26 protein-coding genes are annotated in these 24,590 nt (G+C 40.9%); 8 read left to right on the forward strand and 18 right to left on the reverse strand.

Annotated elements, in window-relative coordinates:
- Positions 1-45: 45 nt before the first annotated feature.
- Both CFH81_03895 and pdxA read left to right on the forward strand, forming a co-directional pair.
- Positions 46-828, forward strand: coding sequence for a pyridoxine 5'-phosphate synthase (locus CFH81_03895; protein ID DAB40648.1), 783 nt, complete (start codon positions 46-48; stop codon positions 826-828).
- Positions 825-1,745 (forward strand): 4-hydroxythreonine-4-phosphate dehydrogenase PdxA, encoded by a 921-nt coding sequence (pdxA, locus tag CFH81_03900; protein DAB40649.1) that lies wholly within the window; start codon positions 825-827, stop codon positions 1,743-1,745. Before CFH81_03895 ends, pdxA begins: the two co-directional genes overlap by 4 nt.
- On the opposite strand, the gene CFH81_03905 is transcribed toward pdxA, so the two are convergent.
- From CFH81_03905 to CFH81_03915, 3 genes are all read right to left on the reverse strand, one after another.
- Entirely contained in the window at positions 1,742-1,969 is a 228-nt protein-coding gene (locus CFH81_03905) for a hypothetical protein (protein ID DAB40650.1), read from the reverse strand. The genes pdxA and CFH81_03905 overlap by 4 nt on opposite strands.
- The gene (locus tag CFH81_03910) at positions 1,956-2,612 is read right to left on the reverse strand and encodes a hypothetical protein (protein DAB40651.1); all 657 of its coding nucleotides are present in this window, start codon (positions 2,610-2,612) and stop codon (positions 1,956-1,958) included. Before CFH81_03910 ends, CFH81_03905 begins: the two co-directional genes overlap by 14 nt.
- Positions 2,613-2,673: 61 nt before the next feature.
- Positions 2,674-2,940, reverse strand: a complete 267-nt coding sequence (locus tag CFH81_03915) for a phosphomannomutase (protein DAB40652.1) — start codon at positions 2,938-2,940, stop codon at positions 2,674-2,676.
- 141 nt (positions 2,941-3,081) lie between these two features.
- Here CFH81_03915 and CFH81_03920 point away from each other — a divergent pair, with 141 nt between their 5' ends.
- Positions 3,082-3,525, forward strand: a complete 444-nt coding sequence (locus CFH81_03920; protein DAB40653.1) for a glutamyl-tRNA amidotransferase — start codon at positions 3,082-3,084, stop codon at positions 3,523-3,525.
- Positions 3,526-3,609: 84 nt separating this feature from the next.
- Here the strand turns inward: CFH81_03920 and CFH81_03925 are convergent, their stop codons facing one another.
- From CFH81_03925 to CFH81_03940, 4 genes are read right to left on the reverse strand one after another with little or no spacing between them, the layout of a single operon-like run.
- The gene (locus CFH81_03925; protein DAB40654.1) at positions 3,610-4,404 is read right to left on the reverse strand and encodes an indole-3-glycerol phosphate synthase; all 795 of its coding nucleotides are present in this window, start codon (positions 4,402-4,404) and stop codon (positions 3,610-3,612) included.
- A 46-nt stretch (positions 4,405-4,450) separates the two neighbouring features.
- Positions 4,451-5,707 carry a hypothetical protein gene (locus tag CFH81_03930; GenBank protein DAB40655.1) on the reverse strand — a complete coding sequence of 419 codons (1,257 nt, stop codon included), beginning with the start codon at positions 5,705-5,707 and terminating at the stop codon, positions 4,451-4,453.
- Positions 5,689-6,066 (reverse strand): zinc/iron-chelating domain-containing protein, encoded by a 378-nt coding sequence (locus tag CFH81_03935; protein DAB40656.1) that lies wholly within the window; start codon positions 6,064-6,066, stop codon positions 5,689-5,691. The genes CFH81_03930 and CFH81_03935 overlap by 19 nt, the downstream gene beginning before the upstream one ends.
- A 9-nt stretch (positions 6,067-6,075) precedes the next feature.
- On the reverse strand, positions 6,076-6,789 hold the full coding sequence (locus CFH81_03940; protein ID DAB40657.1) for a methyltransferase: 714 nt from the start codon (positions 6,787-6,789) through the stop codon (positions 6,076-6,078).
- A 200-nt stretch (positions 6,790-6,989) separates the two neighbouring features.
- On the opposite strand from CFH81_03940, the gene CFH81_03945 reads away from it, so the two are divergent.
- On the forward strand, positions 6,990-7,706 hold the full coding sequence (locus CFH81_03945; GenBank protein DAB40718.1) for an arginyltransferase: 717 nt from the start codon (positions 6,990-6,992) through the stop codon (positions 7,704-7,706).
- 8 nt (positions 7,707-7,714) lie between these two features.
- On the opposite strand, the gene CFH81_03950 is transcribed toward CFH81_03945, so the two are convergent.
- The 8 genes from CFH81_03950 to CFH81_03985 form a co-directional block, all read right to left on the reverse strand.
- Complete coding sequence (locus tag CFH81_03950; GenBank protein ID DAB40658.1) at positions 7,715-8,824, reverse strand: FAD-dependent oxidoreductase; 1,110 nt, start codon at positions 8,822-8,824, stop codon at positions 7,715-7,717.
- On the reverse strand, positions 8,824-10,872 hold the full coding sequence (locus CFH81_03955; GenBank protein ID DAB40659.1) for a glycine--tRNA ligase subunit beta: 2,049 nt from the start codon (positions 10,870-10,872) through the stop codon (positions 8,824-8,826). Before CFH81_03955 ends, CFH81_03950 begins: the two co-directional genes overlap by 1 nt.
- 209 nt (positions 10,873-11,081) lie before the next feature.
- Positions 11,082-11,576, reverse strand: a complete 495-nt coding sequence (locus CFH81_03960) for an RNA methyltransferase (GenBank protein DAB40660.1) — start codon at positions 11,574-11,576, stop codon at positions 11,082-11,084.
- Positions 11,577-12,413, reverse strand: coding sequence for a formyltetrahydrofolate deformylase (purU, locus tag CFH81_03965; GenBank protein ID DAB40661.1), 837 nt, complete (start codon positions 12,411-12,413; stop codon positions 11,577-11,579).
- Positions 12,414-12,550: 137 nt separating this feature from the next.
- Complete coding sequence (locus CFH81_03970) at positions 12,551-13,108, reverse strand: AMMECR1 domain-containing protein (GenBank protein ID DAB40662.1); 558 nt, start codon at positions 13,106-13,108, stop codon at positions 12,551-12,553.
- A gap of 48 nt (positions 13,109-13,156) precedes the next feature.
- A complete protein-coding gene (locus tag CFH81_03975; protein ID DAB40663.1) occupies positions 13,157-14,332 on the reverse strand; it encodes a polynucleotide adenylyltransferase in 1,176 nt (391 codons plus the stop codon).
- 110 nt (positions 14,333-14,442) lie between these two features.
- Positions 14,443-15,510 (reverse strand): 3-isopropylmalate dehydrogenase, encoded by a 1,068-nt coding sequence (gene leuB / locus CFH81_03980; protein DAB40664.1) that lies wholly within the window; start codon positions 15,508-15,510, stop codon positions 14,443-14,445.
- Positions 15,511-15,513: 3 nt separating this feature from the next.
- Positions 15,514-16,044, reverse strand: a complete 531-nt coding sequence (locus CFH81_03985; GenBank protein DAB40665.1) for a 3-isopropylmalate dehydratase — start codon at positions 16,042-16,044, stop codon at positions 15,514-15,516.
- A 243-nt stretch (positions 16,045-16,287) separates the two neighbouring features.
- Here CFH81_03985 and CFH81_03990 point away from each other — a divergent pair, with 243 nt between their 5' ends.
- The 4 genes from CFH81_03990 (at position 16,288) to CFH81_04005 (ending at position 20,815) form a co-directional block, all read left to right on the forward strand.
- A complete protein-coding gene (locus CFH81_03990; GenBank protein DAB40666.1) occupies positions 16,288-18,153 on the forward strand; it encodes an RNA polymerase sigma factor RpoD in 1,866 nt (621 codons plus the stop codon).
- Between the two features lie 3 nt (positions 18,154-18,156).
- A complete protein-coding gene (locus CFH81_03995; protein ID DAB40667.1) occupies positions 18,157-18,915 on the forward strand; it encodes a molybdopterin-binding protein in 759 nt (252 codons plus the stop codon).
- Between the two features lie 3 nt (positions 18,916-18,918).
- Positions 18,919-20,106: an MFS transporter gene (locus CFH81_04000; protein DAB40668.1), complete on the forward strand. Its 1,188-nt coding sequence runs from the start codon at positions 18,919-18,921 to the stop codon at positions 20,104-20,106.
- A 190-nt stretch (positions 20,107-20,296) separates the two neighbouring features.
- Complete coding sequence (locus tag CFH81_04005; protein ID DAB40669.1) at positions 20,297-20,815, forward strand: inorganic diphosphatase; 519 nt, start codon at positions 20,297-20,299, stop codon at positions 20,813-20,815.
- A gap of 121 nt (positions 20,816-20,936) precedes the next feature.
- Here CFH81_04005 and CFH81_04010 read toward each other — a convergent pair whose 3' ends face one another.
- From CFH81_04010 to CFH81_04020, 3 genes are all read right to left on the reverse strand, one after another.
- Complete coding sequence (locus CFH81_04010; GenBank protein ID DAB40670.1) at positions 20,937-21,371, reverse strand: CPBP family intramembrane metalloprotease; 435 nt, start codon at positions 21,369-21,371, stop codon at positions 20,937-20,939.
- Between the two features lies 1 nt (position 21,372).
- On the reverse strand, positions 21,373-23,244 hold the full coding sequence (locus CFH81_04015) for a hypothetical protein (protein DAB40671.1): 1,872 nt from the start codon (positions 23,242-23,244) through the stop codon (positions 21,373-21,375).
- Between the two features lie 168 nt (positions 23,245-23,412).
- The gene (locus CFH81_04020; protein DAB40719.1) at positions 23,413-24,546 is read right to left on the reverse strand and encodes an N-acetylmuramoyl-L-alanine amidase; all 1,134 of its coding nucleotides are present in this window, start codon (positions 24,544-24,546) and stop codon (positions 23,413-23,415) included.
- Positions 24,547-24,590 lie beyond the last annotated feature (44 nt).

Consider the following 24,590-nt stretch of genomic DNA (forward strand, 5'->3'; position numbering starts at 1 on the left):
TAAAAACTTTTGCTATAATATTTTTAAATAACTAAAGGGTTTACAATGCAATTAGGCGTAAATATCGATCATATCGCTGTGCTAAGAGAAGCACGAAAAAATGGAGATCCTGATCCGTTGGATGCTCTGGGGATTTGCAAACGTGCAGGAGCAGATCAGATCACTATACATTTGCGTGAAGACAGACGGCACATGCAAGACAGTGACGCACTGCACATCATTAAACACTCTTTTTTGCCGGTCAACCTTGAATGCGCCATTGCTCCTGAGATGATAGACATAGCCTGCACCCTCAAACCTCACCGCGTTACCCTGGTGCCTGAAAAACGCGAAGAAGTTACAACGGAAGGGGGACTTGCCATCCTGGGCGATCAGCCTTTACTTTTAGATGCGATCAAAAAACTGCAGCATAATGAAATAGAGGTTTCCCTTTTTATAGATCCCGATCTCAATACTGTACAAAAAGCAAACACAGTCGGGGCAGAATGGATAGAATTTCATACAGGAAAATATGCCAATCTTTATGCGATGCTCTATGGCAATCTGGCCAAGACACACCATAGCATTCTCGAACTTGAACTTCCAAGAAGCACCTTAAAGCAGATGCTTGAAAATGAATTGAAAAATATCAAATGGTTAAGCGGTGAAGCTGTCAAAACGGGACTTAAGGTTGCAGCAGGGCATGGACTGAATTATCAAAATGTCAAAGAAATCGTTGCCATAGAGACCATCGAGGAGCTTAATATCGGCCAAAGCATCATTGCACGCTCTGTGTTTACCGGACTCGAACAAGCCATACTTGATATGAAAGCCTTGCTTTTACGATGATGCAAAAAAAAGTAGCTATCAGTATCGGCGATCTAAACGGTATAGGCATAGAACTTGCTTTACGCAATCATGCTGTCATTTCCAAAAAAGTTTCTCCGTTGTATTGTATCGATCCTGTCATGTTAAAGCAGGCGGCAAATAAACTGCAGCTTGAAATACCTTTGGATTTTCGAACCGTTGATGCCATTGCGCCTTCTTTTGATATACAGCCCGGAGTAGTCTCTAAAAAGAGCGGTGCTTATGCCTATGCTTCTTTTGTTAAAGCAGTTCAGCTTGCAAAAACAAACAACGTAGAGGCTATCACCACTCTTCCTATCCATAAAAAAGCATGGGAGCTTGCGGGCGTAAAATATAAAGGGCACACTGATGCTCTTAGGGATTTTTTTGGGCGTGACGCCATCATGATGCTTGGTTGTCCGCAAATGTACGTAGCACTTTTTACTGAGCATATTCCTCTCAAAGAAGTGGCTGGCTGCATCAATGAAAAAGATTTGACACGCTTTTTGATTGACTTTTATCTTGCGATAAAACCCACTAAGAATGTAGCCGTTCTGGGGCTCAATCCTCATGCAGGAGATGACGGCGTTTTGGGGAATGAAGAATCTATCATTCAACAGGCTATTAAAAATGCACACCGGCATATCGGACATAAAATATTTACTTCCCCGCTTGTACCGGATGTTGCCTTTACTCCCAAAGTCAGAAAAAATTATACGCACTATATTGCTATGTACCACGACCAGGGGCTGGCTCCTCTTAAGGCGCTCTATTTTGACGAAGGGATCAATATTTCTTTAAACCTGCCTATCCTTAGAACATCGGTTGATCACGGCACTGCGTTTGATATTGCCTACAAAAACGAAAGCCTTAACAGCCTAAGCTATATCAATGCTGTTAATTATATTTTTGAGAGCTAAAAAAGCACCTTGTTTTCTTCTTCGATGGTTTCGCATTGATCATTCATGCGTTCACTAAGTACTTTCTGGCACTTTTGGCAAACATAACGATAATTTTGCATATCATAGTAGATTTCATCTCCTGTATGCAAATCTTCATAACACTCACCGCACACGTTCGTTACCCGCAAAAGGGTCCCTTCTGTTGCGTCTTCTCTTATGAAGCACGGACTACTGCTGCTCATTTGCTTCTCCTGAAAGCTGATCCATCATCTTTTTAGCTTCATTCAATGCATTATCAAGCTCGTAGGCCTTTTGGTATGCATCCAATGCCAACTTTTTACGGCCCAGACCGTAGAGCGTATTGGCATAATTAAAATAATGGGGAGCATATTCAGAATCTAGTGCAATAGCGCGCTCATGATGCACAAGCGCTTCTTCTTCTTTTCCCAACTTATAGAGTGCATTGGCAAGACTTGCATGCGCTAAATCATCTTCTTCATCCCAAAAAAGTATCTTTTCATAAGCCTCTTTTGCCTTATCATATTCTTTGATTTGAAGATAAACATAACCGATTCGCTTCAACGTCTCAATACTTTTTTCATCAACAATCAGTGCACTTTGCAGTGCCTTCAGTGCTTCGAGCATATCTCCTTTTGCTACAGCGTCATCTGCCATCTGCAGCAGAGTTTCCATCCGTGCAGGCTGCTCTTCTTTGGGAGTAGAAAATATTTTATCAGGCCGTGAAATGCCCCCAATCTGTTCGTTGGCCGTTTTTGCTTCAAAATCTACGCCTCTTTTGGGGTGATTTCCCGACAAGAGCTGCTTAAAAAAAAGATAAAAAACTGTCCCCGCAACGACGAGAAGCAAAAGTTGAAAAATAGTCATCAAAACTCCCTCTTTAAATAACGAATGATAGGGTAATCTAACTTAAATCCAAAGAAATTATTTATTTTTGGAGTTGTAAAGCAATGCATTTTATGGTTTCATCCATCTCTTCTTTGGTTTTAAATACAAAAGAGTGTTTTTCCTCTTCTCCTAAATACACAAAAATACCAAATCCCACCACTTCTACTTTACCTTTGGCTTCCATGCTCAACCACTCAAGGCTTACTTGTGTGGTCTCCTCCTCATAGCCTGTTTTTATAACCGCTGCCGGATAGAGCTGTGTAATCTTTGCCGTATCAAATTGTTTATCTTCTATTGTAATTATCATAGGGTGATTATAGTATAATCTTCCTATTCATTTGGTGGACGCTTTTCGAGCAAAACCAAAAAAACAGTTCGCTGTCGCCGCAATAACGTAGGCAGCTAACAGGATGCAGCCGGCTTCATCAAACAAAAACAAGGAGTGACCATGAGTCTAAAAGAACAAATCAAGAACGATATGAAAGAGGCGATGAGAGCCAAAGAGAATGCAAAAAGAGACACACTCAGAAATATTCAAGCAGCCATCAAACAGATTGAAGTGGATGAACGCAAAGAACTGACCGATGCAGAGGTGGAAAAAATTCTTTTAAAATACGCCAAACAGAGAGAAGATGCCTTGGTACAGTTCAAGGAAGCCGAACGTCATGATCTTGTTGCCAAAGAAGAAGCAGAGCTTGCCCTTGTAAAAAGCTACTTGCCAGAACCGTTAGGAGATGCTGAGCTGGAAAATATACTCAAAGAAATTATCGTCTCAGCAGGTGCTTCGAGTATGGCTGACATAGGCAAAGTGATGGGTGCGGCAAAAGCAGCCGTAGGAAGCCGTGCAGATGGCGGCCGCATCAACCAGGCAGTAAAAAAATTACTTTCTTAAAAAGAAAAAACCGAGGGCCGAACTAGTTTCGGCCGTCGGTTTTATGGTCAATACGCCGGGTTGGCCCTTGTTGTTGAAATAAAACTACTTTCCGTACTTTACTTCTCTAATTGCCTTGGTAACATCCTCTTGTTTCATAAAATGTTCGCCCACCAAGAAAGCATCGGCTCCTATTTTGGCAAGTTCAACTACAGTCTCATGATCATTGATACCGCTTTCAGCTACGATAATCTTACCATTTGGGATAAGCGGGATAAGTTTTTCGCTAAGACTCATATCCATTTCAAAAGTCTCCAAATTTCTATGGTTGATGCCGATAATAGTGGCTCCGGCAAATATCGCTTTTATCAGATCGGTTTTGTCGTGAACCTCAACAAGCACTTCTAGCCCCATATGCAACGCATATTCATAAAGTTCTTTGAGTTCTTTGCGAGAGAGTGCTTTTGCGATAAGTAAGATAAAATCCGCTCCATAGACCAATGCTTCAACAATCTGATATTTGTCCACAATGAAATCTTTTCTGAGTAAGGGAAGATTCACATACCGGCGAACCATGCCCAAATATTCGATATTTCCTTTAAAAAAGTGCGGTTCCGTCAGTATCGAAAGAGCATCCGCTCCGCCCTTTTCATACTGTTGCGCGATACGTACCGGATCAAAATCTTTGCGAATCACGCCTTTGCTTGGGCTTGCTTTTTTTATTTCAGCAATAATACGATAAGGATTTTCTTCTGTAGAGCGTAAAGCAGACTGCACATCTTTGGGCACAAAAGGATTGAAAGAGAGAGAACGCCCCAGCCATTCCAATGGATATTCTGCTTTTCTTTTTTTTAAATCTTCTTTGGTCTGCTTTATAATCTCATCCAATATTCGAGCCATACCTCTGCCTTAGAGTAGTTTTTTGCGTATTATATCCAAAAGCAATCTATTTACACTTTTGGATCTTTTCCCAATGGTCTGCAATCTCAGGCTCTTCAATCCCCTCTTGGTCTACAACCTTTTTCATCATCTCATAAGCTTTTTCGCATTGATGCTCTTTGTAATATCCCCAAGCCAACGAATCAAGATAATAGGAATTATTGGGCTGCTGCACCAATGCATCTTCGATAATCTTCATACCTTTTTTGATATCAATCTCTTTGTCAATCAGTGTGTATCCATAATAGTTAAGGTAAACACTGTCGTCTACGCCCATTTCAATCGCTTTTTCAAAAAAGGCGATGACTTCTTGTATCATTTTTTTATCGTCTTTATTTTGGGCTCCCTCAAAAGTAAGTATCGCTTTTTCAGCAAGCCACCTTGGATCTTTTTCATTTTCATAAAATTGATCTGCAAGTACTATGGCTTTTTTAAAATCTTTTTTTTCTTTATAGAGCGCATAAAGTATATCTTTCCCCTCATGATTAGTTTCCAAAAATACGATCGCCCCTTCAATATCTTTTTTATAGGCATACGCATCAATAATTTTGCTTAAAAATTCTTTTTGAGGATCTTTTGCATAAAGCGCCTTATAGGTTTCCAAGACGCCATCAATGTCATTTTGCTTCACATACAGCGATAACAGCTGAAGATAAACCTCATTGCTGGAATTATGATGCATGCGCCGATGCATTTCTAAAAGCTGTATAGCTCTTTTTTGTTCATTGGTATACTCATTCATAATGACAGACATTCGCAAAAGTACATCTTCATTGGCTGTTTTTTCATATACTTTGGTCAAAATTTCCAGCGCTCTTTTAAATTCTCCCGTATACAAAAATGGATTGGAAGCCAGTTCAAGATCGATTGCCGTGTCTGATCTCTCCAAAAGATATTCTGCCTCTTTTTTTGCTTCCTTGACATCATCATTGACAAGATACAAAGGGATTAAAAGCCGCTTCACCTCTAAAGTTTCCGGATGCTTTTTATCCCACAGTTTCAATCTGGTGATACTTTGTGATATATTGGTTTTGCCCAACAAAGAAGAGGTAATCTCCTTAAAAAGATACACTTTGTCTCCTGTAGTATCAAAAAGCTTTCCATACAATTCCCTGCTTTGCTCAAACGCACCGATCTCTTCATAAAAAAGTCCCCTGATGATAAGCTCATCTTCACTTAAAACCATTAATTCTTTAGCTTGAATACTGCCAAAGCATAGGACAAAAATAGTGACAAATATAGATATTATACGATTCCGGGACACTCTCTTCTTACCTCATCTTCATTATTTTTAAATTGTTGCCAAAATGGAAAAGTGCGGCATTGCAGAGGCCGTACAGGATACACAGAACAGCGGTTTTTAGATTCATCAAAAAAAATACAGGCAAAATTGTCTTTCGCAAGAGGTTTTTCTGTAAGGGAATAACGATGTTTTACTTTGCGCAGATATAGTGCAGCAAACCCTTCGACGCTAAACCCTAAAAATGCTGCCATTTTTTCTATTTCGTCATAGTTTATCCAGATATATCCGCTCTCGCCCGTACAACAGCGTCCGCCGCATGCTTCGCAGGCGTTAGGTGCAAACTTATAGCTGTAGCCTTCCTCTGTTATTAAGTCCAATATTGCTATCCTTTATACCAGTTGTTTTTCTTCAAAATCACCCTTAATACTGTGTGTATCTGCCCGCTCGAATACTCCGGCTGCCTCTAAAGTATAGTTACCCTCCGCATCAAAAACAACCAAAGGCGGCATTACTTGCGTCATTGCTTTTGAATTCATACGCGCAGCAATCATGACCAATTTAGACTCTCGGTCTATTTTCGAGTGGATAAAACGTATTTTCTCTGGGTTTATACCATTTATTTTTAAATGATGCAAGAGCAAATCAATCTGTTTTGCATCATAACAGAAAATAAACCATCCTCTTGGCTTGAGTTGTCTTTTTGCTTTTGCTACAAAAGTATCTATCGGGAGATGGTGGGCATAGCGCGCTATGTTAAGATGCACATTCTCGCTTTGTGTGACTTTGCTATCATAAAAGGGAGGATTGGAAACAATAAAATCAAATTTTTCATCCAAAGACAACATTACAAAATCTCCCAAATAGGCATTTACGTTTATGCTATTCACAAAATAATTATGCCTAGCATAAACAAGCATCTTTTCTTGCTTGTCAATAACGCTTGTTTTTATTGGAAAATCTCTGCTCAAAAGCAAGGAGATAATTCCCGCTCCGCATCCTACATCCAAAAGCGCTCCCCTCGGAGAGAATGAAGAGATAAAATCGTATAAAAATATTGAATCACTATTGTAGCAGTAACCGCTGCTTGGCTGGTAGAGTAACAAATAAAAAACCTTTTTAACATAATTAAACTTACCTATTTTTGTCCCAAACCCGTTCTCAAACCAAATCAAACAACGATGCGGCCAGGAGAATCATGTCTATTGAGTATTTAAACAGTAGCAGATTTTACACTAATTTCAGTATAATCGCGGTTATGAATGAAAAGTTAGACTTACTCTATCCTCCGTCAACGGATTTTTCGATGCTGGATTATGATTGCGCCTATATTCCGGGAAATTCTGTGCGTATGAACTATAAGTATGTTCCCCATGCAAGCAAAGCGTTTGCGACTGCCGTTATTGAAAGGGGATGGAGGCGTTTTGGAAAATACTATTTTCACCCCATATGCAATGGGTGCAACGAATGCAAAAGCATACGTATCAATGTGCATGATTTCCACTATAGCAAATCACAAAAAAAAGTAATCAAACGCAATAAAGAAACAGAGATACTCGTCCAAAAACCCACCCTGACATCATCGCATATTGCCCTTTACAATAAATATCATTCCCATAAACACCATAAAGACGGTTGGCAGCACCGCAATATCTCTCAGCGGGAATATTATGAAAATTTTGTTGAAGGTGCGCATGATTTTGGAAAAGAGGTTCTCTATGTGAGAGAGGGCAAACTTATCGGAGTGGATCTGATCGATATCCTTGATGACGGGATCAGCGCAATCTATTTCTATTATGATCCTGACTATGCCGATCTTTCTTTGGGAACATACTCGTTGCTGTATCAGATCAAACTCGCCAAGATTCTTGATCTTCCATGGATCTATCTGGGATACTGGGTTGATGGATGCAAAGCGTTTGCTTATAAACCAAAATTCAAACCCCAAGAGATACTTGACGGATTTCCTGATGTAACCGTAAATCCTCATTGGAAACACTGGAATATCAATAATACGCAATAAATTAGTGGCTATTTATACTGTTTTCTACACCATTTGAAAAATAATCTGTCCGGGTCGATACGCTTGTCAATCTCTTTTGCATCAAGGATATAATCAGCCAACCATTTTCCCATCAAAGGTCCAAAAACGAATCCCCTGCCGCCAAAACCACTGCAGATATACAGATTTTCCAAATATCTGAGTTTAGGTGTGGCACCCCGAATGATATCCGGATAAGCTTCAAGCATAAAAGGCACATCGATAACCCTGCCTACCAATGGAAAATAATCTCTGCTTCCTGCTCTCATTCCGCATACTGTTTTAACAAGATCCATATCCGAAGTATCGACTAGGGCAGAAGCTTTCTCTTTTAGCCCCAATGCCTGCTCGTCCTCGCAAACAATCGGTTTCTTGATATTTTTTTCATGGGTGGCACCCAGTCTGATGATTCCGTTCATGTTTGCCGAAACCGACATAGACTGGTGCATGCTGACTTTAAGTGAAAGGTTTGAACTAAAATCCCCCCTTGTCCCCCAGGTTCCTTTCGTCCCCATATAACGCATATCAAAAAGCCTATTTTCATAGCCTGTGGCCAAAACTGCATTTTTAGCCCGATGTTCCCCCGCCTGCCACACGCCATGTTCAAAAACAAGCTCTTCGGCTTCATCTTGAATGTACGCTATGCCTTTCAAAAGTGCATGGCACATATCAGGCGCATCACACACACCCGCATCAGGGAAAAAGAAACTCTCCAATGGAGTTTTGATACCCAGTGCCCTCAATTTTTCTCCACGAAAATGTGTATAACGGTTTTCATTGGATGGCTCATAAAGGGGAAACTTTGCTGCATCTTCTTCATCCTTAGGAATGCGCACAACACCGCTTTGATGATAAAAAGCAGGAAAATACTCAAGATAAAAGTTTGTGGCAAACTCAAAGGCTTCATTGGTTAGAGATTGAAGCGGTCCGCCTTTGCCTATCTTGGGAGAGACAAAAGCCCCTGCCGCTCCCGAACCTCCTGATGCAATGCCATTTTTATCCATAACCAATACCTTCTGCCCTTTTTGTGAAAGGAAATAGGCAGCAGAAGAACCTGCGATACCACCTCCAATGACAATGGTATCATACGTTATTGGCATTAAATAGTGATCTCTTTAATATCTGCAATATCTTTGAATGTTTTATAAACAGAACCTATCATGTGCTGTCTATTGATTCTAAGAGCAGTCTCTTCGGTATTAACCATTACATCATCAAAGTAAGCATCAAGCTCTCTCTTGAGGCTAAAAAGCGCGTCAAGACGCTGTGAGTAGTCGCTAAATGTACCGTTGAGCACTTTCTCGTACGCATTGTAGAGTGACACTTCCGCTTCTTCTTTAAAAAGTGCAACATCCACACTCAAGTCATCTTCCAGGTTTAATTCTTTAGAAATATTTGCCACACGCTTAAAGGTGCTAAACTGCTCTTTAAAAAATTCGCTTGAGACAACCCTGTTAAGCGCAGCTATTTTTTTGGCTATTTCATTGATATCTCTTTCTCCGGATGCCAATACCGCTGCGATCACTGAAGGATTGGCATCGAATGATTTGTTGATACGTTCGATGATAAAATCGCTTAGCATTTTCGTATCAAAATCTGCGTATTCATTTTTAAGCAACGTAATGATATCTTCGATATGAAAACTTAAATCATAAGCCGTAACAATTCTTATTATACCGTTAACTGCACGACGCAACGCAAAAGGATCTTTGGATCCCGTAGGGATTTTTCCGATGCTAAAGAGTCCAAAAAGCGTATCAAGTTTAATAGACATCGCTACAATGGCAGAAAAGATGGAGCCGGGAAGCTCTGCGCCTTCGCCTACAGGCATGTACTGCTCCTTGATTGCCGTATAGACCAGTTCCTTTTCTCCGAGCGCTTTTGCATAGTAATATCCCATCAGTCCCTGAAGCTCGGTAAATTCATATACCATTTCACTCATAAGATCTGCTTTGGCCAGACTAATGGCTTTATCCATCTCTTTTTCAAGTACAATATTGTTTTTTCCTGTCTGTGCCTCTACTTTTTCCATATAAAGGCCCAGCAAACGCATCGCAATATGTTTTTCTCTTACGATCTTGTCCTTCAATGTCCCCAATCCGTCTATAAACTGCACCTTTTCCAATCCGGCCGTACTGAGACCTTTTTTAAGATCATTTCCATAAAAGAAAAGCCCATCAGAGAGCCTTGGCTTAAGAACACGTTCATTTCCTGCTATCACTTTGCTGTAATCATCAGTATACGCGTTGCTTACCACAACGAACTTGTTGGCGATTCTTCCGTTTTCAAAAACCGGAAAATACCGCTGATGCTCTTTCATGGATGTGATGATAACTTCGGGAGGAAGTTCTAAAAAAAGCTTATCAAACGTACCCAGTAAGGCTTTAGGATTTTCTGTGATAGCAACTACTTCATCCAGCAATGCTTCATCCCGCTCTATAAAAACATGATACTCTGATTCTAATGCATCAAACTGATTAAGTATTCTCTCTTTTCTGCTCTGAGGATAAAGTACAACTCCGCTACGTGCAAGAATCTCTTCGTATTCGTTTATATTGGGCACCTCGACAGCCTCTTGGTTGACCATCCGGTGCACAAACGTTTTGGTATCTGATCTGACACCAAACAGTTCAACAGGTACGGATTTTTCTCCCAGTCTCGCCTGAATCCATCTGATGGGGCGGATAAATTCATCACTTCTGCTCCCCCATCGCATCATTTTTCCAAATGCCATCGAAAAGATCCATTTTTTTATCATCTCTTCAAGAAGCAAAGCAGTCGGGACACCCTTCTCTTCTTTTTTAAAATACAATACGCCCCTGCCATTGCTTTCTATCTGTTTCAGCTCAGATATACTCACACCGCATTTGCGTGCAAATCCCTCGGCTGCACCTGTAGGCTTGCCCTCTTTAAAAGCAGCCGCGAGAGGAGGACCCATGAGTTCGATTAGGCTGTCTTCTTGCTTGAGGGCTATTGCTTTATGGTTTAATACCAATCTTCTGGGGGTATAGATAAATTCAAAATCACAGTCTAATCTATACTCTTCAAGTATCGTTTTCCAAGAATTTTCAATAGTTGAAACAATCTTAAGCAGTGGTATAGCGGGTAATTCTTCTACACCGATTTCTATGAGTAGCGGTTGTGTCATTTTGGACAATCCTATGAAAGTTTAAATAGGCATTATTTTATCCAAGAGTTAGTAAAGAGGGGGTTAATCTTTCTCGCCAGGGTCATCTAGCATGTCTATTCTTCTTCCCTCGTCATCAAATTTGCTTTTATAGTAGTTTTTCACGATACCAAAGGTAATAAAAACAAAAATTATTACTGCAGCAACATACACTATATCTCCGAACGACATCATTTCTCCTTTAAGCTGTTAGCAATGGTAATCTTTTTAAATCCCTCATAATTTTGACGCAAGGCTTCATAAGTGATGATCCCTACACTGATGCCAAGATTCAAACTTCTTCCTTCGCCGCCCATCGGGACTGTGATGCACTGCTTTGGATTTTTAAGCAATACTTTTTCGTCGATTCCTTTGGTTTCTGACCCAAAAAGAATAAAATCCCCTTTTTTGAATGTTGCATTAAAATAAAGATTGTCTGTTTTTGTTGTAGCCAAATGCATATGCTCATCCACCGGATGCGCTGCAAGAAAATCAGAGAAACACTCCCACACCACCAGATCCAATTTGTCCCAATAATCCAGCCCTGCTCTTTTGACGGCCTTGTCATCAATATCAAAACCAAGAGGCTTAACCAGATGCAGCGTCGCACCAAGATTGACGCAAAGTCTGCCTATGGTGCCTGTATTGGGCGGGATTTGTGGCTCTACAAGTACAATATTGAACATTTAAAAAACTACCGTTTTATTGCCGTTTACAAAGACTCTGTCGCTCAACACCAAAGAGAGCGCACGCGAAAGAACGATTTTCTCCACATCGCGCCCTGCACGCTGCATATCCCTCCATTCAAACCGGTGACTTACAGCAATCACGTCTTGGGCGATAATGGGGCCTTCATCCAGATCATTTGTCACATAATGCGCTGTCGCGCCAATAATCTTCACACCTCTTTCAAATGCTTGTTTATAGGGATTGGCGCCGATAAATGCGGGCAAAAAAGAGTGGTGAATATTAATGATTTTTTGCCCATATGCCTCCACAAATAAAGGGGTTAGGATTCTCATATATTTTGCAAGAACGATATAGTCAAATTCAAATTCATTCACCAGCTTCATCACATGTCTTTCATGCTCTTCTCTTTCAAGTCCCTCTGCAGGCACATGGAAAAAAGGAATATCAAATCTTCTCACCAGCTCTTCGAGGATATCGTGGTTTGAAATCACACACTCTATTTCCGCATCCAGCTCCCCGTCGGCATACTTAATGAGAATATCCCCAAGCGCATGAGATTCTTTGGTAACCATCAGTATAATTTTTTTTGGTTTGGGCTCTATCACCCTTACATTCGCATCATTAGGAATAGCCTCTTTTAACGCGGCACTCAACTCTTGCACATCAAACATTCCGCTCACAACCGAACGCATAAAAAATTTTTCTATCTCTTTGTCAACAAACTCTTGGTTGTTGTCTATATTGAGATTTCGATCATAAAAAACTTTGCTTATCTTGTAAACAAGTCCTTTTTCATCGCGGCAATCGATCAAAACCCTGGCTTTTTTTTCCATTCTGCACTCTTGTATTTAAAATTGCGCCATTATACCAACTTTTCTCTAAGGTCATCTCGTTTAGAGTTTATCTTGCGGCGTCCTCGCTTTGTAGCCAATATCAATCTCCATCAAATTAAATATATATCCGCTTGCCCTTAAAGATCTCTTGTTATTTTTTCTGCCTGATATCGGTAAATAACGGGATGTGCATCAAGACAATTCCCCGACAAACCTGCTTTTTGGCAAAGAGAACCAAAAAAATCATCAAAATGAGGCAACTGCTCCCATACAGACGGCAAATAGGTCGCCTGATAATTTCCTTGCTTTAAAATAACTCCGTCTGTTTTGGGGCGGATAATTTGGCGCAAAGATTTTTTGTCGGCGTAAGAAACTTCTTTGGGAGAAGTAAGAAGAGAGATTTCCAATTCTATTTTATCAAACTCCTCTACACCCAGAGGCAAAAATCTCGGATCACTGAATGCTGCGGCTTTGGCATTATAAATGACGTCCTCTATCAAAGGCCGATGAGCTATGATCGAGCCAATGCATCCTCTAAGCCTATGATTTTCATTAAGTGTGACAAAAACCGCTCCATATTCTTGAAGCCAAGGATACTGTGCAATCCATTTGTTTTTGTCTATTTGTTGTTGTCTGCCTGCAAATTCTTCTTCGATAGCCTCTAGGGCAATATCCAATAATATTCTTTTATCCATATTCCTATCCTGCTTTTTATTTTTGAAATCTTAAAATACTCTTAAAAATTATACTCCCTTTTTGGTGTAAAAAGCAATCTCTTTTTCTATTCTTTTGGCTAACTCCTCTCCCAACTCCTTACCCAGAAAACCCTCATCTAGCAATAGTTTTGCTGTTGTCGCAGGCTTAAATGGTTTTTCCCAAACGCCAAGTGCCCGAGCCAAAGAAACCACGCGAGGATCATAATTTCCCAAATACTGGATAATTCCTTCTTTTAGGGCCATACGCAATACAAATCCAACATCTACCGCAGAAGGCAAAAGTGGAAGCCGGCTTACTTTTTTGTAATAACATTTAGGAACGCCCAATAGTTTTAATACGTGCTCTATGTCAGTTTTGAGATATTTTCTAGCAATAAAAAGAAAATAATAGGGTCGCAGCGCCTCTTGAAAATACTTTTGCCCATTTTGCAGTTCTTTGCTCCACGATATAAACGTTTTTTGATCTATCTTTTCGTTAAAAAGTTTTTTCGCAATCCCCAGCGCAAACAAGTAGTAAAGCCCGTAATGCAGATAGGTGCCTTTAAACATTTTTTCAAATTCCAAAAAGATACGCTCTTTGGGAAGATCCTCCAGCGAAATATTTTGGCACAAATTGCAACTTTTTTTTTCTACCTTAAAGCCAAGACGTGCCGCAAACTGCATTGCACGCAGCACCCTCAAGCTGTCTTCAGCAAAGCTTTTTTCATCAACCACTTTAAGATGTTTTTGCCGCAAGTCTTCCAGTCCGTTCCAAAAATCAAGGATCTGCTCCTTTTCAATATCATACATCAATGCATTAATGGTAAAATCTCTTCGTCTCGATGCTTCTCTCTCGCCGCTGGCCAACACAACACGAAAGCCTTTATGTCCTTTGCCCGATTTCGTCTCTTTTCGAGGCAAAGAGATATCCAGATTGTGAAATTTATAAACAAAAAAGTTTTTGCCTACGCCTTCTGCCCCCAAATTTATCATTGCTTTTTCAAACTCTTCTATGGAGATATTAAAACATTCAATATCATAATCTTGACAATCACGCCCAAGCAGTCTGTCGCGTACAGCACCGCCGACAATATAGCATTTAGCATGACAGTTGTGCATTAAATATTGAGTGGCCGTTTGTATATGCCGGAGTGTATCAGAAGAGGTTTGAGAGAAGAAATTTGAAAAAGATGTGGTAGTGGGCATAGATGACCCCTTTATCATTCTCTAGCCATGGTCATAAATGATAACCGGCCGGCCGGGCTTCTTGACAAAGAACCCCGGCATTGGACCCTTTTAGCGGGCCGTTACAGAACGCACCTTAGCAAGAAATGCTATCTTGAGGCATAATCAGCTATGATGTCGCCCATTTCACTGCAAGTGCAGATCTCTTTGGCATCATAATCTCCGATGTCAGCCGTTCTGTATCCTTCGCTCAATGCTTTCTTGATCGCTTCATCGATCTTATCGGCCGCCTTGCTTTCATTGAGCGCATAACGAAGCATCATGCTTGCACTGGAGATGGTCGCAAGCGGATTGGCAATCCCCTGTCCGGCGATATCCGGCGCAGAACCATGAATCGGTTCAAAAAGCCCTACTCCTTTGCCTATACTTGCGCTAGGCAAAAGACCGATGGAACCGCTTAGCATACTCGCTGCATCCGAAAGAATGTCACCAAAAATATTTCCTGTCAAGATAACGTCAAACTGTTTTGGGTCACGAATAAGCTGCATAGCCGCATTATCTACATACATATGAGAAAGCTCCACTTCAGGATAATCTTTAGCTACCTCTTCAACGATCTCTCTCCAAAACTGGCTCACTTCAAGCACGTTGGCTTTATCTACCGAACAAATACGTTTATTGCGTTTCATAGCTATGTCAAATGCTACAATTGCGATGCGCTTTACCTCTTCTCTCGTATACCGCATCGTATTGAAAGCTTCATTTTCATGAAGCTCTCTTGGCTGGCCAAAGTAGATACCGCCGGTAAGTTCACGCACAACCATAATATCCACCCCTTTGATCACAGAGGGTTTCAAACTTGAAGCATTGACCAATTCATCATAAACAATTGCCGGACGAAGATTTGCAAAGGTTCCCATCTCTTTACGAAGCCCCAAAAGACCTGTTTCCGGACGAAGATGTCTTTCAAGTTTGTCCCATTTAGGTCCGCCGATTGCACCAAAAAGCACAGCATCACACTTCTTGACCCCCTGAATCGTCTCATCAGGAAGAGGTACGCCTGCCTCATCTATCGCCGCACCGCCGAGCAACATCTCTTCATACTTAAGATTAAACCCTTGTGCAACCGACACAGCATCAAGCACTTTGATCGCTTCGTCCACAATTTCAGGGCCTATTCCATCGCCTTTAATGATACCTATTTTATAACTTTTCATTTATTACGCCTTTGCTTTTCTAATCTCTTCTTTGGCAAATTCTATCAATCCGCCTGCATTGACAAGTTCTTGCATAAAATCAGGAATGGAAGAAAATTTATATGTTTTTGCCTGTGTAACATTGATGACTTCCCCCGCATTCATATCGATTCTCACCACATCTCCTTCATTGATCTCTTCGGCTTCTTTAAGCTCAAAGATAGGAAGCCCCATATTGAACGCATTTCTATAAAAAATACGTGCAAATGTAGGCGCAATGACGGCATTAACTCCTGCTGCCTTCAGCGCAATAGGCGCATGTTCTCGGCTTGAGCCGCAACCAAAATTTTCTCCCGCAACAATGATATCTCCCTCTTTCATCTTGGAAACAAACTCAGGATCTGCATCTTCCATAACATGTTTTGCCAATTCGCTTGGCTCGCTTGTGTTGAGATATCTTGCCGCGATAATAAGATCTGTATCGATATTATCACCAAATTTCCAAACTTTACCTTGCAAAACTATTCCTTTTTTTCTAATTTTATTCAGGAGCATTTCGTTTTCTCTTTCAACAAGAACAGACAAAATTGCTTAATTGTTTATTGTCTGCCAAAGCTTTGCTTTCACGCCGAAACACAAAACAACTCTGTTTCCCCGGAAGAAAGAGTAAAAATTTTTGCGATTATAGCCGAAAAAATAAAATTTATCAAATTTAACTCACTTTTTAATTAAATTTGGGTATAATCCACCTTAAATTATTCTTAACTTAAATATAACCTCACCCAATCAAGGATCTCCATGTCAGTAAAAGACGGTATAAAAAACGTAGAAACACTATTTAGTTCCAAGAAAAAAGGCGATGTCATCACTCTTGAAAACATTGCAAAAGAATTCGGCAAACAAATCACACTCGCTCAGGCAAAAAAAATTCAAAAACTTGCAGCCGATACAAAAGTAGAAATTATTTCTGCCTCAGAACATGCCAAATATATTACCTCCAAAGAGGCGCAAAAAAAAATAGACGACAGAAAAAAGCTTTCACAGTCTGATGCCGAAGATGAATTTGATCTCCATAAAGAAAAAGAACTTCTCGAATGGAGCCGTTCAGACAGCCCTGTAAGAATGTACTTGCGCGAAATGGGCAAAATCCCTCTGCTTACAAAAGATGAAGAGATCGATTTAAGTATACGTATTGAAGAAGGAGAAGAAATCATTATCGATGCAATCTGTTCGGTTCCCTATCTCATCCAATATATTTTAAACTATAAAGAACCACTTTTAAATCGTGAAAGACGGGTAAAAGAGCTTTTTAAGAGTTTTGAAGATGAAAAAGGCGATTCGGATAATGATGAAGACGACAGCGACGATGAAGATACGGAAGCAGAAGAAAGAGAAGAAGGCGTACCCAAAAACGACAAAAGAGTCATGCAGGTCGTAGACAGCTTTAAACAACTCGAAAAAGCCAAAAAAGAGTGGATGAAATCGCGTGATGAACTTTTTAAAGTACTGCAATCCCAAACGGATGAAGACATCATTCTGCATGAACGTCTTAAGGTGGCATTCAAAAAAGAACAACTCAAGTCAGCGCTGCTTAACCTTGGGCCTACAAGCAAACTTATCAATGAGCTTGTCAAGGCGATGGAAACAGCACTCAAATCTGATGACAGTTTCGATAAAGAGCTTAAACGATTGGAATACAAACTTCCGCTTTTTAATGATACACTTAAAAAAAACCATCAAAAAATCTTAAACAATATCATCAATATGGACAAAGACGACATTATCAATGCTGTGCCTGAAACTACTATGGTGAGTACGTATGTCGAAATCAAAAAACTGTTCGAAACCAGAGAAGCAAGCAAGGGCGGATTTGATTTGAGCGAAGAAAAGCTTCAGGAGATTCTCAATCAAATCCGCCAAGGCAAAGCCATCAGCGAAAAAGCCAAAACGCGTATGGCAAAATCAAATCTTCGATTGGTTGTTTCTATCGCCAAACGCTATACCAACCGCGGACTTCCGTTTCTTGATCTTATTCAAGAAGGCAATATCGGATTGATGAAAGCCGTAGATAAATTTGAATATGAAAAAGGTTACAAATTTTCAACCTATGCCACATGGTGGATCCGTCAAGCAATCAGCCGTGCCATTGCAGATCAAGCGCGAACGATCCGTATCCCTATCCATATGATAGAAACTATCAACCGCATCAATAAAATCATCCGTAAATACCTTCAAGAAACAGGAAAAGAGCCTGATCTTGATACGATCGCTAAAGAGGTGGGGCTCTCCGTAGATAAAGTCAAAAATGTCATCAAGATCACCAAAGAACCTGTGAGCCTCGAAACGCCGGTGGGAGACGAAGATGATGGCAGATTTGGCGACTTTATCGAAGACAAAACAACACTCAGCCCAACCGATGTTGTACTCAAAGATGACCTTAACTCCCAAATCGATGATGTGCTTGACCAACTCAACGAAAGAGAAAAAGCTGTCATACGCATGCGCTTTGGACTGCTTGAAGACGAGAGTGACAGAACGCTTGAAGAGATCGGCAAAGAACTCAATGTTACACGCGAAAGAGTTCGTCAAATCGAATCTTCTGCGATCAAGAAACTCAAACACCCCAAAGTGGGCAGAAAACTGAAAAACTACATTGAAGAGTAAACGGTGAACCGTCCTCGTTTTTTTGTTCTTATTATAGGCACAGAGATACTCAATCAAAGAAGAGCGGACAAACATTTTGATTTTATGGCAAATGCGTTGGCCAAAAGGGGAGAAAAACTCTCCGGCTCTTTTGTTATCGAAGATGATCCTGTATTGATCACGCAAACCATTAAATTTATAGCATCTCAGCCCCATAGCGTTCTTTTTAGTTTTGGAGGCATCGGTTCAACTCCGGATGACCATACAAGAAAATGTGCCGCTGCCGCATTGAGAGACGGCTCGATTTTAGTCCATGAAGAAGCCAAGAAGATCATAGAGACCACATTGGGGGACAAAGCCTACCCCTATCCTATCCGTATGGCAGAACTTCCAAGGGGTGCAAAACTTCTTGATAATCCCATCAATAAAATGCCCGGCTTTTCATTGGATGACCGGTATTTCTTTATGCCTGGTTTTCCGCAAATGAGCCATCCCATGGCAGAAGAAATACTCATAAAATTTCTTCCCAAGAAACAAACCTATTATCGCTACACACTCACTGCACTCTGCAGAGAAAACGAACTGATTGAGGTGATGGAAAAAATGCCAAAAGGCGTAGAGCTTTCTTCTTTGCCCAAACTTTACAGTGATGGTCCGCGTGTTTGCATCTCTATAGCATCCTACGACGATGCATTAGCAAAAGAAGCATTTGAAATGTATATCCGCGCACTTGATAAAAAAAAGATTTCTTACGGTTTTCACGATGAACCCAATTTTTCCTAATACATGAATTACTTAAAGACACTTAAGCATCCCGTTGTCGGGAGACTCTCTTTTATCCAGTTGATCTCCTATTTTGGTACCTGGTTTTCACAGGTTGCCATCTTTTCTATGCTTGTCGGATTTGGTGCAGATGAGATCACTATTGCCATAACTGCAGCAGCGAGCATGCTTCCTGCAGTTATTTTGGCTCCACTTACCGGCATTATAATTGACAGGATAGACTTTAAGAAACTCATGTTCCTGCTTTTGATTGTAGAGATAGTTATGACACTTTGTTTTATGGCCATTAACTCGCTGGAGTATGTCTGGATTTTAATGCTGCTGATCTTTACACGTTCTGCCGCAGCCTCCATGCTTTTTTCTGCCGAGATGACTCTTTTTTCCAAAATTCTTGAAGGCAAAATGCTTAAAAATACCAATGAAATCCATTCTATCATCTGGTCTTTCTGTTATGCTTCGGGTATGGCTGTAGGGGGATTGACAACACACCTTATGGGGCACGACACAGCTTTTTTAATAGACGCCACACTCTATCTTTTTGCTATCTTTCTGCTTTCTGGACTCAAATTGTCTTTAATAAAAATCGTACACTTTGATTCAAATTGGACTATGTTCAAAAAAGGGTTTTACTATCTGATCACCCAAAAAAAAATTCTTCATCTCATCTTTCTCCATGCCTCTTTAGGACTGACAAGCTTTGATGCGCTTGTAACACTGCTGGCCGATCTAAGATACAAAGAGATTATTGCAGTTCCTCTTGCTATAGGATGGATCAATGCCACAAGAGCCGCGGCACTTATCGTAGGGCCTTTTTTTATCGGAAAATGGATCAGCAAAGACACTCTACACTATTTTTTTATCTTGCAAAGTTTAGGCATTATGCTTTGGGCATTGTTTGAATTTCACTTTTATCTTAGTCTTGCAGGCATGTTTGTTACAGGTTTTTTTACAACTACACTTTGGTCTTATACCTATCTTCTCATTCAAGAAGAAACAGAAAAACCTTTTTTGGGGCGCATCATCTCTTATAATGATATGTTTTTCATGCTCTCGAACGTACTTACTGCGCTTTTTATAGGATACAGCGCTAAATGGGGACTCTCTCTTGAAATCATAACAGTGACTTTGGGATGCGGATTTGTACTGACTGCAGCGTATTATCTTTGGTTCAAAAAGCGGTATTTACAATAGATTTTTTTAAACAATCAGAGGTCAACGCCTAACAAATAATGGATTTTTTATTATTGCGAACCCAAACTTTACGATTTAATCAAAAGTTTTAATTATTTCTTTTACCTTTGGCAGTATTGTGCCATTTCTTGACGAGGTATTTATCATATTTATGTTAATATTCTAAAAATTTACTACGGAGAAACAAAATATGGATATTTCAAAAATCGGTCATGGCGAGAACCCCAATGCAGTCAAAGCAATCATCGAAGTGCCGCTTAACTCAAATATCAAATATGAAATCGACAAAGATTCCGGAGCCGTAGAGGTTGATAGAATCCTTTACTCCGCAATGCACTATCCGGCAAATTACGGTTTCGTACCTAATACGCTTTCAGATGATGGTGATCCGGCAGACATATTGGTACTTTGTGATTATCCGCTTCAAGCCGGCGCAGTCATCAAATGCAGACTTGTGGGCGTACTTATGACTGAAGACGAAAGCGGCGGTGATGAAAAATTGCTAGCCGTTCCTACAACAAAGATCGATCCTACCTATGCCAACATTAATGATCTTGCAGATGTGCCAAAACATACACTTAACCGCATCAAAAATTTCTTTGAAACATATAAAATGCTTGAGCCAAACAAATGGGTAAAAGTAGCCGGCTTCAAAGACAAAGCAGAAGCAGAAGCTATTCTTGCAAAAGCGATCAAAAACTACAAATAATTTTAAAGCGAAGGCTTAGCCTTCGCTTATCTGCAAAACAATTTAATATCCAAGAAACAAAAAATTATTTATTTTAGGTACTCTTGCTTGTTTATTATTATGCCAATTTAACCGATATACCTTACACGATAAGTGAAAAATAACATAAATTATAAAACATATGCAAAAAAATACTGCATACTATATGGTTGTATCGATCCTTAAAATAACCAAACAGCAAAGAGGGCACAAAGGTCAACAATGCAAAGAAAGGGGCATGATGTATCATATGCATCAACACAAAAAGCACAGAAGTTAAAATATTGGCAATCGAAAAAATAAAAAAAGAGGGAAGCTGTTTTGTTTTTTCATGCAGATATTCTTGGGTGATGCCTCTAAAAACAAGCTCCTCTACGACGGGATAAAAAAAGACAAGGGAAAAAAGAGATTTCATATCAAAGAAAAGCCAAAATACATCAACAGGCTTTTCTTTCAAAACAAGTAGATAACCAAAACAAAACACAGGAGCAGCCATGAGTGCTGCTCCGTATTGTACGTGTAGTGATCGCATGAGCATCTTATCTGATCAGTTTGCGTCTCCATGGATAGAGTACTGAAAGCGCCAATAAGACAAAGAACATCATATCAAACTTGTCAACGTTTGGATTATAGGTACATCCACCGCCGCCGCCTGTGCTTACTTTCTCATCCATTTGGATCAGCTCCCAACCGCCTTCGGGTTTATTGTCGGTTACATCCGTCATCAGGTTCATCGGGTTGGCCATACCCAGGTAAAAATGATCCGCATCGCTTACCATCGTTCGGATTCCATAGCTTCCATAGTTTCCGACTCCGGTTACATCTTCTGCAACCGCCTTCTTTGTACTGCCGTCTATCCTCCACAAATCGGCACCGTTATTGACCTCATACGACAGCAAAAAGCTCAGTTCTGATGATAAATTCATATCTCCAAGCATTTCAGTCATCAAGTAGCTCCAGTCCATCGTTCCGATATAGAGCCTCTCTTTGAAAACTTCCATTGTCCACGTATAGTTGTTAAACGTGTTGCCAAAGCCGGATTCTCCCCAGAGCGGTGCAGTTCCCATATTATTGGGTACATCAACAAATCCTTGGCCTGGAATATATCGGGGCAACATCGTTTCTCCGTACAGCAGTTCAACAGTTGCATTGCCGTCTTCGTCAATATTGCCGGCACGGAAGATAGATATCGCCCGGTGTGTTCCCAGCATCGTATCCGTCATAGCTTCTTCATCGCTTGTATTGATGTCATAGACGTTCACTGCGGCCATTGTTGCTACCATCGGTACATGCATGGTCCCCCAGTAGAGCTGTCCATCAAATGACGCGATCGCCCCGCCTCCGTATGTTGCTGCCACTACGGGATCAGGTTCATAGTCTGAGGCTTTCCATACTTCTGTCCACATCTCCTCTGATGCAGGCAAACCCTCACCGACAACCGGGCTCATATAGACTCCCGCTACCGAAGAACCCCCGGGCAGCTCGGAACCTGGCCAGCTTGTCACAAACAGTCTGCCTTCATGGTACGCCAGCTCCGCGCCCGAACCAGGCAGTCTCCCGACTTCTGCAAAATGAAAAGGATCCGTTGCATCGCCTTCCCATTTCAGCACTCTTCCCGTATCGTTTTGATCACCCACGGCCGTATACAGCTCATCGCCTACTACGATCCACTTTCTGATATTGCTATACTCGGCAAATGAATGCGAACCCAAATAGGTATGGTTTGCATCATCCTTAAAGGCAAACATATTGACGCTCAAACCTCCGCCTCCAAATCCTGGCCCGGCAAAAAATACCACACCGTTATGTGTCCCGGCAGATCGTATTCCTAAGGTGGACAAGATTCTTCCGCTGGGATCTTGTTGGAGAGTAGGCGTAATATCTTCGTTGGCACCTGTTGCTTTGTTGTATCGATAGATCTTAGGCACACGCCAGTCACCCAGCCCCATTGCTCCCAACACTAAATAAGAACTTTGTCCTGTAATATTTGCCATATAGACAGGATATTGGCTTTCACTGAGTTCGCATACCCATGAGTCATTCAGCGTCGGCTCTGACTGCTGATGATAGGTGCCGTTTACCAAACACAGCGTATTGGGCGCGGTACCAAACCACACATACGCCTCGGTATTGGCAAGTCCCCACACATAGGCCTGATTGACTTTGGGCTGATAGCCACCATTTATACAGTTTTGGACATCCTGTTCATATGTCGGACCATTGGGGTTTAACGGTACATACGTTTCACCAACCCCGTTAAAACACTCATCGGGTGCTGCTTTCGCCAACAATGCAGGCTTCAAAACCGCCGCCGAGGCAGTCGTCTGTGCCATCAGTGCCATACATCCGATCAACATACCCTTTCCTATGATCACCTTTAGCCATTTTGTTACATTCGGATCTTTTTTCATTTTGTCCCCCTTTGGTGTTTTTACATTCTCACTATAGTACAAATAAAATTAAGCTAAGTTTATAGCAAATCTATAGTGATATGGGGCGACAGGCGGTGACAAATCTGAATATCCTAAAACTAAAAGAAAAAATGGGGAAAATGAGATTTCTACGGGTTTAGTTTAATGCTAAAGGTCGATCTCTCTTTTGCGGTTATATAGATACCGGTCGATCCCTTCTGCGATACCTTTTGCGATAAGATCCTGATAGCGCGGTGTAAAGAGCTGTTTGCGCTCTGAGGGATGAGAGATATACCCGACCTCTACAAGTATCGAAGGCCTGCTTGCTCCCACAAGAACCCAAAACGGCGCACTTCTCACTCCCCCGTCTTTCACTCCCCCAAAACGGCTTCGGAGATTTTGGAGCATCTTGGCTTGGACATCTATGGCAAGTTTATGCGATTGAACGATTTTTGGTCCCGAAAGCACAGAATCAACAATAACATTTTTACTTAGATTATCCGTACCTTTCAAAACGGCTTCATTTTCTCTTGCGGCAACACGCTGCGACCTTTCGTCTCTGGTATTTTGCAGAAAAAAGGTTTCAACCCCATGCAGTCTGTTTTTGGATTTCTCATTGGGCGCTGCATTGGCATGGATCGAAACAAACACTTTTGCATTTTTGATATCAGCTATTTTTGTTCGCTCCGGAAGCTTTAAGAATCGGTCGGTGGTCCGGGTCAGATAGACTGTATATCCGTGTTTTTGAAGTTCTTTGGCCAGTTTTTTGGATATCTGCAGTACCAAATCTTTCTCTTTTTTGCCTCCGCCCACAGCGCCAGAATCGTGTCCCCCGTGTCCGGCATCGATCACAACAACCTCATGACTGGAAGAACCGGATGTGTTTTTCTTTTCAAATATAGAACCAAAAAAACCTTTTTCTTCTTTTTGAGAAGGCACACTATTTTGTTCGCGAACTATCCTCTGAGATGCCGCACCTGTTTTTTCGTGCATTGGCACGAAAGCTGCTTTTGGCAAAGGAATATGGTATGATTTTTTCGAAAGCATCGGCTGATAAGCGGTGCATGCATAAGGCTTGTTGCACTCTATAACAAGCCGCACAATATCTTTTTGATACTGTGAAATCCTCACGGTTGCACCTTGAGGGCCTTTGAGATTTTTTTGAAGATTCTTTGAAGAAAGACGTGCATTTCGAATATCAAAAACCTTTCTATAAGGTTTCTCCAGTGAGAAATAGTGTACATTGGTTTTATTGAACAAACCGCTAAAATGCAGACGAAGTTCGTCCTTTTGTATCTCCATATCCTCCAGTTTATTCACCGAACCGACAAGCAGATTTGTTCCCA

The organism is Sulfurovum sp. UBA12169, from assembly GCA_002742845.1.
Classification (GTDB): Bacteria; Campylobacterota; Campylobacteria; order Campylobacterales; family Sulfurovaceae; genus Sulfurovum.

What these genes read in the sequence shown, in the direction of transcription:
- CFH81_03895 (DAB40648.1), top strand. Translation starts at nt 46, where the DNA reads ATGCAATTAGGCGTAAATATCGATCATATCGCTGTGCTAAGAGAAGCA.
- pdxA (DAB40649.1), top strand. Translation starts at nt 825, where the DNA reads ATGATGCAAAAAAAAGTAGCTATCAGTATCGGCGATCTAAACGGTATA.
- CFH81_03905 (DAB40650.1), bottom strand. Translation starts at nt 1,969, where the DNA reads ATGAGCAGCAGTAGTCCGTGCTTCATAAGAGAAGACGCAACAGAAGGG.
- CFH81_03910 (DAB40651.1), bottom strand. Translation starts at nt 2,612, where the DNA reads ATGACTATTTTTCAACTTTTGCTTCTCGTCGTTGCGGGGACAGTTTTT.
- CFH81_03915 (DAB40652.1), bottom strand. Translation starts at nt 2,940, where the DNA reads ATGATAATTACAATAGAAGATAAACAATTTGATACGGCAAAGATTACA.
- CFH81_03920 (DAB40653.1), top strand. Translation starts at nt 3,082, where the DNA reads ATGAGTCTAAAAGAACAAATCAAGAACGATATGAAAGAGGCGATGAGA.
- CFH81_03925 (DAB40654.1), bottom strand. Translation starts at nt 4,404, where the DNA reads ATGGCTCGAATATTGGATGAGATTATAAAGCAGACCAAAGAAGATTTA.
- CFH81_03945 (DAB40718.1), top strand. Translation starts at nt 6,990, where the DNA reads ATGCTGGATTATGATTGCGCCTATATTCCGGGAAATTCTGTGCGTATG.
- CFH81_03950 (DAB40658.1), bottom strand. Translation starts at nt 8,824, where the DNA reads ATGCCAATAACGTATGATACCATTGTCATTGGAGGTGGTATCGCAGGT.
- CFH81_03955 (DAB40659.1), bottom strand. Translation starts at nt 10,872, where the DNA reads ATGACACAACCGCTACTCATAGAAATCGGTGTAGAAGAATTACCCGCT.
- CFH81_03960 (DAB40660.1), bottom strand. Translation starts at nt 11,576, where the DNA reads ATGTTCAATATTGTACTTGTAGAGCCACAAATCCCGCCCAATACAGGC.
- purU (DAB40661.1), bottom strand. Translation starts at nt 12,413, where the DNA reads ATGGAAAAAAAAGCCAGGGTTTTGATCGATTGCCGCGATGAAAAAGGA.
- CFH81_03970 (DAB40662.1), bottom strand. Translation starts at nt 13,108, where the DNA reads ATGGATAAAAGAATATTATTGGATATTGCCCTAGAGGCTATCGAAGAA.
- CFH81_03975 (DAB40663.1), bottom strand. Translation starts at nt 14,332, where the DNA reads ATGATAAAGGGGTCATCTATGCCCACTACCACATCTTTTTCAAATTTC.
- leuB (DAB40664.1), bottom strand. Translation starts at nt 15,510, where the DNA reads ATGAAAAGTTATAAAATAGGTATCATTAAAGGCGATGGAATAGGCCCT.
- CFH81_03985 (DAB40665.1), bottom strand. Translation starts at nt 16,044, where the DNA reads ATGCTCCTGAATAAAATTAGAAAAAAAGGAATAGTTTTGCAAGGTAAA.
- CFH81_03990 (DAB40666.1), top strand. Translation starts at nt 16,288, where the DNA reads ATGTCAGTAAAAGACGGTATAAAAAACGTAGAAACACTATTTAGTTCC.
- CFH81_04000 (DAB40668.1), top strand. Translation starts at nt 18,919, where the DNA reads ATGAATTACTTAAAGACACTTAAGCATCCCGTTGTCGGGAGACTCTCT.
- CFH81_04005 (DAB40669.1), top strand. Translation starts at nt 20,297, where the DNA reads ATGGATATTTCAAAAATCGGTCATGGCGAGAACCCCAATGCAGTCAAA.
- CFH81_04010 (DAB40670.1), bottom strand. Translation starts at nt 21,371, where the DNA reads ATGCTCATGCGATCACTACACGTACAATACGGAGCAGCACTCATGGCT.
- CFH81_04015 (DAB40671.1), bottom strand. Translation starts at nt 23,244, where the DNA reads ATGAAAAAAGATCCGAATGTAACAAAATGGCTAAAGGTGATCATAGGA.
- CFH81_04020 (DAB40719.1), bottom strand. Translation starts at nt 24,546, where the DNA reads ATGGAGATACAAAAGGACGAACTTCGTCTGCATTTTAGCGGTTTGTTC.